11 protein-coding genes are annotated in these 13,352 nt (G+C 75.4%); 4 read left to right on the forward strand and 7 right to left on the reverse strand.

The annotated features are described in order from the left end of the window. Positions 1 to 118: 118 nt before the first annotated feature. Positions 119 to 2,119 (forward strand): AMP-binding protein, encoded by a 2,001-nt coding sequence (locus tag ACIA6C_RS16855; protein ID WP_399276516.1) that lies wholly within the window; start codon positions 119 to 121, stop codon positions 2,117 to 2,119. Here ACIA6C_RS16855 and ACIA6C_RS16860 read toward each other — a convergent pair. Further along, positions 2,113 to 3,891: a GNAT family N-acetyltransferase gene (locus ACIA6C_RS16860; RefSeq protein WP_399276519.1), complete on the reverse strand. Its 1,779-nt coding sequence runs from the start codon at positions 3,889 to 3,891 to the stop codon at positions 2,113 to 2,115. The two genes, ACIA6C_RS16855 and ACIA6C_RS16860, sit on opposite strands and share 7 nt — an antisense overlap. A 114-nt stretch (positions 3,892 to 4,005) precedes the next feature. Between ACIA6C_RS16860 and ACIA6C_RS16865 the strand changes: the two genes are divergently transcribed. Continuing rightward, positions 4,006 to 4,428, forward strand: a complete 423-nt coding sequence (locus ACIA6C_RS16865) for a DUF350 domain-containing protein (RefSeq protein WP_399276521.1) — start codon at positions 4,006 to 4,008, stop codon at positions 4,426 to 4,428. Positions 4,429 to 4,457: 29 nt separating this feature from the next. Here ACIA6C_RS16865 and ACIA6C_RS16870 read toward each other — a convergent pair whose 3' ends face one another. The 4 genes from ACIA6C_RS16870 to ACIA6C_RS16885 form a co-directional block, all read right to left on the reverse strand. Beyond that, positions 4,458 to 5,669: an acyltransferase gene (locus ACIA6C_RS16870; protein ID WP_399276523.1), complete on the reverse strand. Its 1,212-nt coding sequence runs from the start codon at positions 5,667 to 5,669 to the stop codon at positions 4,458 to 4,460. After that, positions 5,666 to 6,712 (reverse strand): alpha/beta hydrolase, encoded by a 1,047-nt coding sequence (locus ACIA6C_RS16875; protein ID WP_399276525.1) that lies wholly within the window; start codon positions 6,710 to 6,712, stop codon positions 5,666 to 5,668. The genes ACIA6C_RS16870 and ACIA6C_RS16875 overlap by 4 nt, the downstream gene beginning before the upstream one ends. Positions 6,713 to 6,840: 128 nt before the next feature. Then, entirely contained in the window at positions 6,841 to 7,521 is a 681-nt protein-coding gene (locus ACIA6C_RS16880; RefSeq protein ID WP_366079387.1) for a response regulator transcription factor, read from the reverse strand. Continuing rightward, complete coding sequence (locus tag ACIA6C_RS16885; protein WP_399276527.1) at positions 7,518 to 8,846, reverse strand: sensor histidine kinase; 1,329 nt, start codon at positions 8,844 to 8,846, stop codon at positions 7,518 to 7,520. The genes ACIA6C_RS16880 and ACIA6C_RS16885 overlap by 4 nt, the downstream gene beginning before the upstream one ends. An 82-nt stretch (positions 8,847 to 8,928) precedes the next feature. Here ACIA6C_RS16885 and ACIA6C_RS16890 point away from each other — a divergent pair, with 82 nt between their 5' ends. Both ACIA6C_RS16890 and ACIA6C_RS16895 read left to right on the forward strand, forming a co-directional pair. Then, a complete protein-coding gene (locus tag ACIA6C_RS16890; protein WP_399276529.1) occupies positions 8,929 to 9,876 on the forward strand; it encodes an AEC family transporter in 948 nt (315 codons plus the stop codon). Between the two features lie 101 nt (positions 9,877 to 9,977). Continuing rightward, on the forward strand, positions 9,978 to 10,403 hold the full coding sequence (locus ACIA6C_RS16895; protein WP_399276531.1) for a hypothetical protein: 426 nt from the start codon (positions 9,978 to 9,980) through the stop codon (positions 10,401 to 10,403). On the opposite strand, the gene ACIA6C_RS16900 is transcribed toward ACIA6C_RS16895, so the two are convergent. Further along, entirely contained in the window at positions 10,330 to 11,493 is a 1,164-nt protein-coding gene (locus tag ACIA6C_RS16900) for a hypothetical protein (RefSeq protein WP_399276533.1), read from the reverse strand. The two genes, ACIA6C_RS16895 and ACIA6C_RS16900, sit on opposite strands and share 74 nt — an antisense overlap. Before the next feature lie 11 nt (positions 11,494 to 11,504). Then, positions 11,505 to 13,034 carry an FAD-binding oxidoreductase gene (locus ACIA6C_RS16905; RefSeq protein ID WP_399276535.1) on the reverse strand — a complete coding sequence of 510 codons (1,530 nt, stop codon included), beginning with the start codon at positions 13,032 to 13,034 and terminating at the stop codon, positions 11,505 to 11,507. Positions 13,035 to 13,352: the final 318 nt, after the last annotated feature.

A 13,352-nucleotide genomic window follows, 5' to 3' on the forward strand; every position in this document is an offset into this window, starting at 1 on the left:
ACGCTACGACCTCAACCAAACCTGAGGTCAATGTTTTCCTTCGGTAGGCATCAACTCCATTGCACAGCAAGGATGTTCGGGCCGCCTGGTTGTCGGTGCCAGGTGGCATCATCGGTCCATGACGCAGGGATCAGAGACCACCCGTTCAGGACGGCAGGCCCTCGGCAGTGTCCTCCGGCGTTTCGAACAGTGGGCGCAAGACGCCCCCGGGGCCCGCGCGCTCGTCGCCGGGCCCGACAGCCTCACCTACGGGCAGCTCGATGCCCGCTCCAACCAGCTCGCCCACCACCTCCTCGCCGCCGGACTGCCCGACCGGGCTCTGCTGGCCGTGGGTACCGCCCGGCAGCCGGAACTCGTCGTCGCCCTCCTCGCCGTCCTCAAAGCGGGCGCGGCCTACGCACTGATCGACGTCGCCGACCCGCACACCGGGCGGCGCCAGCTCGCGGCGATCCGTCCCGACGCCGTCCTCACCCACGCCGCGCACCACCCCCTGCTCGACGACGGCCGGGGCCTGCGGTTCGTCCGCCTGGGCGCCGAGGCGTCCGCCATCGCGGGACGGCCCACCGGCCGGCCCGCCCCCGCGACGCGCGACCGGGGCACCGCCGCGCTGCTGTTCACCGGGGCCGCCGACCCGCGCCCCGTTCCCGTCGGCCATACCCTGCTGCTCGCCGCCTGCGACAGCTGGGCCGAGGTCGCGGCCCCGGGCCCCGCCGACCGGCACCTGATCACCGCCGGGCCCGATGTGACCGCCTTCGCCGCAGGGTGGCCCCGCGCCCTGTGCACGGGCGGCGCCCTGGTCCTCGCCGAGCACACGCCCTGGTGGCCGGAGGGCATCCGCGCGGCGGTCGAGGCCGACGAGGTCACCGTCCTGCACACCGACCCGGGCGGGGCCCTGCGGCTGCTCCTCGGGGACCGCGTGTCACAGGACTCCGCCGCCCGGTCGCTGCGCATGGTCACCGTCACCGGAGACCGCCTCCACCTCGACCAACACGCCGCCCTGCAAGCCCGCCTGAGGCCCGGCGCCCGCGTGCTCTGCCTCTACGGAACCGCCGAGAGCGCCGGGATCGGCACCTGGTTCGAGCTGCCCCGGCTGCCCGCCCCGCCCGCCGACCCCGCACGGCTCGCGCTGATCGGCGGCCCCTTCCCCGGCTGCCGCGCCGAACTGCGCGACGGGCAGATCCTGCTCACCCCGCCCGACGGCGGGGACGCGATACCCACCGGGGACCTCGGCCTGCCGGGCCCCGACGGGCTGCTGGAGTTCCGCGGCCGGATCCGGGACCGGATCACCGGCCACGGCCCCCACCTGGACCCGCACCACCTGGAATCCCTGATCCGGTCCCACGACGGCGTCGGGTCGGCGCTCGTCGCCGACGTCCGGGGCGACGGCGACGCGGACGGCGGCCCCGGCAAGCGCCCCCGGGCGGGGTACCGCGGGCTGGTCGCCTACCTCGCCCCGCCACCGCCCGGAACCGGCCCGCGCGCGGACCTGCCCGACGCCGCCGCGCTCAGGGCCCACCTGGCGGACGAGGTGCCCCCGGAGCACCTCCCGTACACCGTGGTCCCGCTGCGCACCCTGCCCCGGGACCGGGCGGGCCGCGAGGACCGCTCCGGCCTCCCCCTGCCGCCCCTGCCGGACGGCCCCGCGCGGACCGCCCGCGGCGCGGGCAAGTACGCGGGCGCGGGCGGGGCGCAACTTTCGCCCGCGTTCGCCTCCGGCTGCGCGGTGCTCGTGCTGGCCCTCCTCGCGCTCGCCCTCACCGGCGTGTTCTGGCCCGGCTCGACCGACCTCAACGGGGTACCGGGCCCCTGGGCGGGGCTCTTCTTCGTCCTCTACGTATGTGAGGCGCTGGCCTTCGCCGTGGGGATCGTCTTCCTGTTCGGCGGACGCTCCCGGATGCGGGGCCGGGGCCGCGCCCTGACCAGGGCGGCCCACCTGGCCGTCGTCTACCTGCTCGTCGCCTGGTGGCCGCAGGACAACCTCTACCGGCTCGCCGCCAAGCACGACTGGCCGCGCCAGGCCGCCCTCGTCTACACCTTCAACATCCCGCTGATGATCGCGGGCGCCGTCGTGGCCTTCTACCTCGCCCGCAAGCCGGCCTCGCCCTTCGGGGATTACTGAGGCGACCGCCCTTCGGTGAACGGCCGCCCGACCGCGAGCGCCCGCGCCCGCACCAGTGCCCCGGCCGCGTCCAGCACCTTCCTGCTGTGCGCGGCCACCAGGACGCCCAGCCAGGGCGCCGGCTCGAACGCCGCGGTCGGGATCGCCGGGACGAACACCGCCCCGAGCCGCGAGCAGGCCCGCGCCAGCTCCCCGCACAGCTCGTCGAGCTGCCCGTCCGGCAGCCGCGCCCCCAGGTCCACCCGGTCCGCGATCCGTACGAGGTGCCCCGCCCCCCGCAGCGCGTCCAACCGGGCCGCCACCATGAAGGCGACGGCCGGCCCGGTCAGGCGCAGGTTCGTCTCGGTCGGTGCCAGGCGGCCCGTCCCGTCCGCGACGAAGTCCACGTCGAACCAGCCGCGGTAGCCCGCCCGCGCCAGCTCCCGACCCACGGCCGCGCCGAAGGCCAGCAGTGGCCCCTCCGCCTCGGCGGGCACCACCCCGGGCCCGGCCGTCGCCCCCCGGTAGCCGCCCTCGGCCACGTCCATGACCGCCGCCCCGACCTCGTGGACCTGGCCCGCGCCGTCCACGAACCCGTCGTAGGTGAGGTCCCGCGGGCCGCCGCCCGGTTCCCCCGCCGCGGGACCGGGCACGTACTCCTCCACGAGCAGCGGGCCGCGCGGCAGCCGCCGCACCAGCGCCCGCGCCCCGCCGGCCTTGCGCAACCGCTCCGGGGTGACGACCGTGACCCCCGAACCACCCACGCCGTACTCCGACTTGAGTACCGATGCCGCTCCGGCGGCGGCCCGCCGCGCCACCATCCGCTGCGCCGCACGCCGGCTCGGGGCCCGCCACTGAGCGGGCAGCCTGATCGCGGGGTGCCCGCCGCCCGCCAGGATCCGGGCGAACAGGGCGTGCGAGGCCGCCTTCGACTCGTAACGCAGCTCCCGCGGCTGCCACGGTCGGCCCGCCAGCCGCCCGAAGGGCTCCGTCAGCCCCCACGGTACGAGGGGCAGCCCGGCCCCCGCCAGCCGTTCGGCCAGTGCCGGCCGGCCCCGTACCGCCTGCGACAGGCCCGGCCCGGCCCCCACCAGGCCGTCGAACACCTCCACCTCGCCCCAGCCCAACTGCCGCCCCACCAGCGCGGGCCAGCCCGCCGGCACCGGGCGCGGCAGTACCAGGGCCGCCGGTTCGGGACTGTAGAAGGCGGCCAGAGCGGCGTAGTGGTGTGCGGCCGACTGCTCCCGGTCCAGGGAGGCGTCGGCGAACTGCGCGTTGAACTCCGCCACGTTGCCCACGTGCACCGCGCGGCCCCCGCCCGTCCACGCCCGTGCCCACCCGGCGAGGGGGACCGGAGCCACCTCGAACCGCACCAGCCCCTGCGGGGCGCCCGACGCGGCGACGGCGCCCATCGCCCGGTAGAAGCCGGCCGCATGAGGATCCGCGTCGATGAGCAGTCTGCGCACGCCCAGCCCGACCGCCCGGCGCAGCACGTCCCGGTACAACAGCCGCCCCACGCCCCGGCCGATGGCCGCCGGTTCCACGAACAGCAGCCCCAGCCGTGCCCGTACCCCCTCGCCCTCCGGTTCCAGGGAGGCAAGGCCCACCACGGCGCCGCGCCCGTCCTCGGCGACCACCACCCGCCGGGCCGTCACCTCGTGCGGCTCCAGGGTCAACTCCGGTGCACAGGCCTTAAGGAACCGTGCGTCGTACCCCCAGTGGGCCTTGGACCGCAGGACGAGAGCGGTCAGCGCCCCCGCCTCATCGGCCCGTGCGGCCCTGAGCTGTTCCACGTACCGGCCTCCCCATGGTCCGCCGCCCGGACGTGCGATAGATTCGCCCGGCCCACGGCGGGGTGCAACCCCTTCCTGCCCACGCCTTCCTCCCCACGCGCAGACAGGCTTCCCATGAGCGACATCCTCGACGGACTCGGCCGGACCAGCGCCTTCGGCGCCCTCGGCCTGGTGCTGCTGGTCCTCGGCATCGTCCTGGTGGACGTACTGACGCCGGGGAAGCTCCCGCGGCAGATCTGGGAGGAGCGCAACCGCAACGCCGCGGTGATGCTCAGCTCCGCGCTGCTCGGGGTAGGCGGCATCGTCTTCACCTCGATCTGGACGACGTACGAGGACTTCGGCAAGGGCCTGGTGTCCACCGCGGCGTTCGGCGTGCTCGGCCTGGTACTGATGGCGGCGGCCTTCCTCGTGCTGGACCTGGTGACCCCGGGCAAGCTCGGCGCGATCGTGGTCGACCCGGAGCCGCACCCCGCGGTCTGGGTCACGGCCTCCTGCAACCTGGCGGTCGCCGCCATCGTCGCCGCCTCCATCGCCTGACCGTCCGGCAGGTCCGGAAACGTCCACCTTCACGCCAGGCCCAGGGCGAACACCGCGAACCCCGCCGCCAGTACGCCCGCCAGGGCCCTGCGGACCGCCGTCGCCCGGGTCCACGGCTCCTCGAAGCGGCGCGCGTAGCGGGCGATGCCCACCAGCAGCGCCGCGAACACCGGCATCCAGGCCAGCCGGGCCGCGATCCAGCCGAGGCTGTCGGGGGCGGTGGTCAGCCCCGCGAGTTCCCCGACGAACGAGCCGGGGACGGCGGCGGCCAGCATGGCGCTCTGGTGCCAGCACAGGATCGTCATCGCGCACAGGTTGACGACCACGACGGGCGCCCACAGCGCCGGCCGCGACAGCAGCTTCGCGAGCCGGTCGCGCACCAGCATCGCCGCACCCGACTGGGCCGCGGCCAGCGCCGGCACCAGCAGCGACGGCGGATGCGAGTTGGTCCGCGCCGCGCCCGGCACCCCGACCATCGACGCCGGGTAGTGGAACACCGCGAGCAGCGTCGCGAACAGCGCGGCCCCGCCCACCAGCAGCGCCCACGCCCCGCGGCGTCCGATCCGGCCCTCGCCCCAGTCCACGCCCAGCTGGTACGCGAACAGCCAGCCCGGCAGGATGTTCAGCAGCGACAGCCACCCCGGCACCGAGCCGGCGAGCGGCCCGTAGCGCAGGACGTCCACCACGGCGACGGAGGCCACCAACGGGACCGCCGCCCAGCCGCCGAGCCGGCGCGACGCGCGCACGCAGTACGGGGTCAGCGCGGTGACCACCACGTACACCCCGACGAACCACAGCGGCTGGATGACCAGGGTCGCCCCGGTCCGCAGCGTGGCCTCCGGCACGCCCAGCGCGTACAGCACCGGCGCCGCCAGGGCCCACACCGCCGTCACTCCGAGCACCGGCCGTCCGAGGCGGGCGATCCGGCCCCGCAACCACTGCCCGGTCGAACCCGTGCGGCGGTGGAAGGACAGCACGGAGGCGTAGCCGCCGACCAGGAAGAAGATGCCCAGCATCTGGAACACCCAGCTCGCCGGGGCCAGAGCGCCGAAGGCCGGGAGCGGGCTCGCGTTGTGCAGGGCGCCCTCGGAGTCGAGGGTGAAGCCCCCGAGCAGCCAGTGCCCGGTCGGCACCGCCAGCAGCGCGAGGGCGCGCAGCCCGTCGACCGCGCGGTCCCGGTGGGCGGGGGTCCGCCGCTCGATCCCGGCGGCCGTGGCCCGCAGTGCGGCCAGGGCGCTCATCGCACGTCCCCCGTCGCGATCGCGGCGAAGGCCGCCAGGGACCGGGTGCCGGGAGCGAAGTAGCCGGTGTGGCCCTCCACATCGGCGGCGGGCACCCGGCGGGCGCCGAACGCGGCGGACGTGGGGTCGGCGCCGTGACCGAGGCCGGCCAGTTCGACGTTCGGGATGTCCGCGATCCAGTCGGAGGGCCCCCGGGCCGCCCAGACGCGGGCGCCGGTGCCCAGCGCCGCGGCGTTGTCGGCCCGCATGCCGGGCGAGCCGAACACGACGATGTCGGCGGCGTCCGTGTGCCGGGCCGCGAGCCCGCACACCACCGAGCCGTAGCTGTGGCAGAACAGCGCCGGGTCGGGGGCGCCGACCGCGTCGAGCCCTGCCGTGAACCGGGCCAGGCGCACGGCGCCCGCCTGAGCCAGCCGCCCGCCGGCCGCGTCCAGGCCGACGCCGACGGGAGTGGTGTAGCCCGTCCACGCCACCACGGCGGTGCCGGAGCCGTCCGTCGCGGTGCGCAGCGCCCGGGCCATCCCGGCCGGACCGGTGGCGGGCCGGCGCGCGGTGTCGTGGCCGGTGGCGTCGCTGTCGGAGCCGGGGACGACCACCGCCACGTGCGCCGCGTGCTCCAGGTCCCCGAACACCTCGGCGACCTGGCCCCGCCCGCGCGGGTCGAAGGCCAGGATCTGCCGGGCGGGGCGGGCCAGGGAGGCGTACCGGGCCTCGCCCGTGGCGGTGATCGCCAGCCGGTTGGCCTCGTACCGCAGGGTGAGCGGCGCCCCGTCCAGATTGCCCACCACCAGCGGGTGACGGCGCAGGAGTTCCCCCCGCGCGGTGTCGTCGAGGCCCGCGAAGAACCGCGCGACCTCGGAGGCCGACGCGGTCGCCGGGTCGGGCAGCGGCCGCCCCGGCAGCGGGTCGGCCAGCCAGGCGGCGGTGCCCGGCGGCGGACCGGTGACCGGTGTGACGCCGTCCGCGCCCGCCCATCCGGCGGTCCCTGCGACGAGCGTCGCCGTCAGTGCGGCGGCGGCCAGCGTCCTTCCGAAGCGGCGCATCCGCTCCTCCCCTCTCCTCGTGGTGAGGCAGAAGGTAGGAAGGCGGTACCGGCCGCTGCGTCAGACCGTGGAGCCAAGCCGGACCCCCTACCTGGGTAGGGGGTGGGGGAGGGGGCGGGGCGGGCCGTTCAGGCGCCGTCGCCGGGCCGGACCAGACCCGCCTCGTACGCGAAGATCACCGCCTGGGCCCGGTCCCGCAGGTCCAGTTTGGCCAGCACCCGCCCGATGTGCGTCTTGACCGTCTGCTCCGCCACCACCAGGTGTCCGGCGATCTCCTGGTTCGACAGTCCGCGCGCGATGAGTTCCAGTACCTCGGTCTCACGGGGAGTCAGCCCGTTCAGCCGCAGCGCCGGGTCCTTGCGGGGCGCCGGCCGCCGCTCCACGAAGTCCGCGATCAGCCGGCGCGTCACCGACGGTGCCAGCAGCGCCTCGCCCGAGGCGACGATCCGGACGGCCGCGATCAGATCGGCCGGCGGGGCGTCCTTGAGGAGGAAGCCGGACGCGCCCGCGCGCAGTGCCTCGTACACGTAGTCGTCGATGTCGAAGGTGGTCAGCATCAGCACCTTCGGCCGGTGGACGACGCCCGCCGGCGGGGTGAGGATCTCCCGCGCCGCGGCGAGTCCGTCCATCTCCGGCATCCGTACGTCCATCAGCACCACGTCCGGGTGCACGGTGCGCGAGACCCGCACGCCTTCCCGGCCGTCCGGTGCCTCACCCACCACGTCGATGTCGGCCTGCGCGGAAAGCAGGGCGGCGAATCCGGCGCGTACCATCGCCTGGTCGTCGACGATGATCACACGGATGGTCAACTGGACTCCTCGGCCGGGGGGTTCACGGGCAGTCGGGCGGCGACACGGAAGCCGCCCCCCGACAGCGGGCCGGTGTCGAGCGTCCCGCCCGTCAACCGTACGCGCTCGCGCATCCCCACCAGACCGTGGCCCGTGCCCGAGGTCTCCACCGCCACCAGGGCGTCGCGCGCCGGGCCGTTGACGACCAGCACGAGCACCTCGTCCGGCTCGCCGGGGGACCGGCTCACCGAGACGCGGGTCGTCGCCCCCGGCGCGTGCCGCACCACATTGGCCAGCGCCTCCTGGACGATCCGGTACGCCGACAGGTCCACCGCCGGGGGCACGTCCCGCGCCGCCCCCGCCGCGAGGGACAGCTCCACCGGCTGACCCGCCCGCACGGTCGCCTCCACCAGCTGCTGGATCCGTTCGATCCCCGGCTGCGGCGCCCGTTCCCCGGCCGGTCCGTCGCCGCCGTCGCCGCGCAGCACCGTCAGCAGCCGCCGCATCTCGCCCAGCGACTCGCGGGCACTGGCAGCGATCGCCGCGAACTCCTCCTGCACCGGCTCCGCCATGCCCGGCAGCCGGTAGGGCGCGGAATCGGCCTGCACCGTGATCACCGACATGTGGTGCGCCACCACGTCGTGCAACTCCCGGGCGATGCGCGCGCGTTCCTCCAGCAGGGTGCGCCGCGACCGCTCCGCCTCGCTGATGTGCTCCTGCTCGGTGATCCGCTGCTGCGCGTCGCCCAGCAGGCGCAGAGCGCCCGTCAGCGCGAGGAACGTGCCGGCGAGCACGAAGAGGAGTGCGACCGAATTCATCACCCCGGCCGGCGCGAAGAAGCCGAGCACCACCCCTACGGCGCCGGTCGCCAGCCACACACCGACCAGGGTCCGGACGGACTCGCGCAGCCCCAGGCAGACCATCAGCAGCAGGTAGCCGATGATGGCCATCGGCGTCCACGGCCAGGCGTGCCCCGCCACCTCGTCGGCGTGGATCAGCAGCATCGCCCCGAGGGTGTCCGCGAGCAGCACCATGCCCCAGGCCGGCAGCGGCCGGGTGACCGCGAGCAGCAGCGGCACGGTCTGCGCCACGCCCAGCGCCCCCGCCCAGCCGCCGCCCGCCTTGTAGTCGTTGGTCAGCACCGCGATGGTGATCGGCAGCAGCGACACGACGAAGACACCGGTGACGACCAGCGGCGTCCACCGCTGCCAACGCCGGGGCGCCCGCGCGAAAAGAGGCTCTCCGGGCCGGGCCGGCGTCCGCAGCACCACGGCGAACCGGGTGGCCTTGCGCGGCCCCCGGACGGGGGCGGTGGGAGGGGCCGTCGGCCCTGATGCGTCGCTCATGATCACACCAGGCTAAGCGGCCGCGCCGCGCCGCGGGGGTACGGAGTAGGCTGCGTCCGGGCGATCAAGGAGGACCGTATCCATGGGCGGGGCAGCCGCACTCGAAAAGCTGGTGCCGGTACTGCTGGCCTTCGGCGGAGGGGTGCTTCTCGCGCGCCGCAAGACCGTCCCGTCCGAGGCGTCCAAGGCGTTCGCCGACTACGCGTTCCTCTTCGCGGTTCCCTGCTACCTGTTCGGCAACATCTACGCCAGCGACCTCGCCGCCCTGTTCGACTGGCGCGCGATCGGCGGCTACGCGGCGAGCGCGGCCGTGGCGGTGCTGTGCGTGGCCCTCGGCGCGGTCGCCTACGGCATACGCGAGCCCCGCGCCATCGCGCTGCGCGTCATGGCCGGGGTCCAGGTGAACACCGCCTACTTCGCCGTCCCCGTCTTCATCACCGTGTTCGGGACGGCGGCGCCCATCTTCCCGGTGCTGCTGTTCCAGGTCTGCGTCCTGTCCCTCGTCGTCATCGCCATCATGGAACTCGGCCGTGCGGGGGCGGGCGCCGCGGGCCCCGGGACCCGCCTCGCCCGGGCGGTCCGCGCCTCCCTGGTCACCCCGCTCGTACTGGCCTGCAACGCGGGCATCGCGTTCAACCTGCTGTCGGTGCACCTGCCCAAGGTGGTGCTCGACGGAGCCGCCTTCGTCGGCGACAGCGCGTCCCCCGTCGCCCTGTTCGCCCTCGGGCTGCACCTGGGCGGTACCGGCCTCGGCCTGCGGGACACCACGCGTGAGGAGTTGGCGCTGATCGCCGTCAAGTGCCTGGGCTTCCCGCTGCTGGCGTGGCTGGTCTGCGGGGCCCTGTTCGGCGTCCGCGGCGACTGGCTCGCCTATCTCGTGCTGATCGCCGCCATGCCGACCCCGCAGAACCTGTTCATCTTCGCGCAGCGCTACGACGTGGGGGTCGGCCTCTCGGCCGCCGTCGTGATCAAGAGTTCCGTCGTCTCCATCCTGCTGCTGCCCCTCTGGTTGCAGGCGGTGGTCTCCTGACCGGCCCGGGGCCCCGTACTGCCGTGGCCCGCTGATCCGATGGCCGTGCGTTCGTTCCCCGGGCGGCCCCCGGTCGTTGACCCGGCATGGAGCTGCTGCCGATGAACGCGGCGCCGGGTGTCGGTGAACGGGCCGACGCCGCGGCCGATGCCGCCTGCCACCTCTACGACGCCGTCGCCCCCTGGGACGCCGGCGGGCCCGGCGGCTGGAGCCGGACCGCCGCCGAGGACGCCGCCGAGACCATCGAGACCACCGCGCACGCGCTGGCCCGCATCCACCCGCGCGCCGAGATCATCCTCGCCCCCGTGCACGCGGCCCTCGCCGAGCTGCGCCGCCAGCTCACCCTGGCCCCAGCGGACGGGCTGGGCGCCGAGGAGGTCCCGGCGACCCCGCCCACCGTCGGCAATCCGCGCCGGACCCGCTGGGTACGGGTCCACGCGCAGCCGGGGCCGCTCACCCGGACCGGGTCACCCGCGTCGCCCGCGTCATCCGGGCCGAGGCGACTGCCGTCTCGTACAACGCCCTGATCTCGGCCCCGAAGTAGGAGCTGTACGAGGTGTCGTCGGTGTCGCCGCCGGTCTTCCAGCCGCCGATCACCCCGATCACGTCCCCGGTCAGGCTCCGCGTGTCGAAGTGGGTCAGGAAGGGCCCGCCGCTGGTCCCGCCGGGGTAGCCGGTGCAGTCGATCCGCTGGAAGGACCCCGGGATCTTCGGATCGGAACTGGTGAACTTCGTCGTCCGGTTCACGCACAGGCGCGGCCGGGCCGCGGAGGCCGGGTAGCCGACGAGCGTGACCGAGGGCTGTGCGTAGGAGGCCCCGGTCACCAGCCGGTTCCCGCCGACGACGTCCTCCACCAGGGCGCCCGAGGAGTTGGGTCCGACCTGGGCGAAGGCCACGTCGAGCGTGGCCGCGCGGTCGGCGCCCTCACGCCGGTAGCGCGGGTGGATCCACACCTTCGCGCGCCCGGCGGAGTCGCGCAGCACCGGGAACATCCCGTGCGGCTGGGGCTTGTCGGCCCTGTAGTGCGGTACGAAGGCCACTTGGCGGGCGTCCGAGCCGAGCAGGCAGTGCGCAGCGCTGACCACCAGGTCGCGGCCGGGGGAGGAGACCACGCTCGCGGTGCAGAAGTACGCGCCGCCGCCCGTCATGACGAACATCCGTCCGACGACGGGCATGCCGTCGAAGTCGCGTCCCACGCCGGGGTGGGCGGCCGCGGCGGCGTAGGCGGGGTCCGGGGCCCGGACGGGCTTGACGACGGTGACGGTCGATGCCGGGGCGGGGGTCGGCGTCGGCTTGGTGGTCGGCGTCGGCGTCGGGGCCGTTGTGGCGGAGGAGGACGGGACGGAGGAGTACGGGGCGGAGGAGGGGGAGGAGGACGGATCAGGGACGGCGGGGTTCGCGGCGGGATCCGCGGACGGCTCCGGTTCGGAGGCCGCCCCGGGAAGCGGCGGAGCGGGAACGGCCGACGCCATCCGCTCGGGCGTCCAGAAGGCCTGCGCCTCCACCGCCGACCAGCGCCCGAGGACGGGGGCGCTGCGCGCTTCGGTGACCGCCAGCGGGCCGCCCACCAGCGCCAGCGCGGCCGTGGCCGCCGCCATCGTCAACGTACGTCGCATGCAAGGGCTCCCTAGATGGCTTGGGGAAAGCGGAACAGCCTGGCGGGGTCGTAGGCGCGCCGGACTTCTTCCAGCCGGGCGAGGTTCGGGCCGTAGTAGGCCTCGCGCCAGCCGGTGAGCTTCGGATCGACGTAGTTCTGGTACGCGCTGCCGCTCGCCCAGGGCCGCAGGTCCCGCCAGAGCCCGTCCAGCCACTCCTGGTGGCGGGCCACCTCCGCGGGCCGCGCGGAGTCGGGCCAGTAGGCGAGGTACTGGGCGAGGAACGCGTGGTCGCGGTGGGCGAAGGCGGTGTCCGTGGCCGCCGGCCGGTTCAGCGCGCCGCCGCACTCACCGAGGAACTGCACCACCCCGCGGCCGCCCCGGGGGACCGCGTCCCGGTAGCGGCGTACGGCGGCCAGCACCGCCCGGACGGCCGCCTCCGGAAGCCCCGGCTCCGCCCAGAAGTCGGAGCGGGCCGCGTAGGAGTGCCGGCCGACCCGGCCCCGCGGGTCCCGGCCGGGCAGCGTGCCCGGCAGGTGGCACTGGGCCCGGTCGCCGTCGGCGCATCCCGACATGGCCCGGACGGTGTCGCCGTAGCCGCGTACGGTGACCGAGCCGTCCCGCGGCTCGCTGCCCACCAGGTCGGACAGCCGGTTCAACTCCCGCTCCAGCGCGTGGCGTCCGTCGAAGCACAGCACCCTGACGGCCGGGGCGTCGTCGCCGCCCGCTTCGATGGTGAACTCCAGGTGGCTCCAGAACGGGTCCGGGAGCCCGCCCAGCCAGCGCTGCCAGCCGTCGAGCACCGCCGCCGAGTCCGCGCCCGGCCAGCGCAGTTCCGCGCAGGCGACGTCGCCGACCGGGTGGGTGCGCAGGCGGAACTCGGTCACGACGCCGAAGTTGCCTCCCCCGCCGCCGCGCAACGCCCAGAACAGGTCGGGGTCCCGGTCGGCGTCGGCGTCGCGGATCACCCCGTCCGGGGTGACCACGCGTACCCCGGTCAGGGCGTCGGAGGTGGTCCCGTAGGCCCGCGAGGCGAGGCCCATGCCACCGCCGAGCGCCAGCCCGGCGATCCCGACGGAAGGGCACAGGCCGGTCGGGATGCCGAGGCCCCGGGCGGCGAGGGCGGTGTTCAGGTCGCCGAGCCGGGCTCCGGCGCCGATCCGGACCCCGCCGCCCTCGACGGCCAGGGCGGCCATGGCGCCGACGTCGACCACGAGTCCGGCGGTGGTGGACCAGCCCGCATAGCTGTGGCCGCCGCCGCGCGGCACCACGGGTACGGCGCACCGCCGGGCGAATTCCAGGCAGACGGCCACGTCACCGGCGTGGGCCGGGTAGGCGACGGCGCCTGGGGCGACGGCGTCGTAGCGAGGCTGGAACAGCTGCCGGGCCTGTGGGTAATCCCGGTCGCCCGGGACGATCAGCCGGCCGTCGATCGCCCGGGCCAGCGCCCCGAAGCCGGGGCCGCCCGAAGGCCCGCGGGAGGAGGCCCGGGCGGCCGCCCCCACGGTGGAGAGTGCGGCGGCGGCCGCGCTTATCAGGACCAGACGGCGGTGGAGACTCATCACTCCTTCCTGCCATCGGCCGGGGCGTTCGGGACGAAGGCGGGCCAGCAAAGACCGGGTTGCCCCCCGAACGGCCCAAAGCGCTGTTACCCACCGCGCAGGTGCGACCGGGAGCCCGCGTCCCGCGTCGTCCCGCGCACGCACTCGGCCGAAGGCGGCCGGCACCGCGCAGTCGAACGGCTCACTCCCTGCCCCGCCGGAAGGTACGGCGCGGCCGGTGGCTCAACGGCTGTCCCGCCGGCAGGCACGGCGCGGTCGAACGGCTCGGTCCCTGTTTCGCCGACCGGAACGGCGCGGTCGAGCGCTTCGGGCGCTGCC

It is taken from the genome of Streptomyces sp. NPDC051578, assembly GCF_044454045.1.
Taxonomy (GTDB): domain Bacteria; phylum Actinomycetota; class Actinomycetes; order Streptomycetales; family Streptomycetaceae; genus Streptomyces.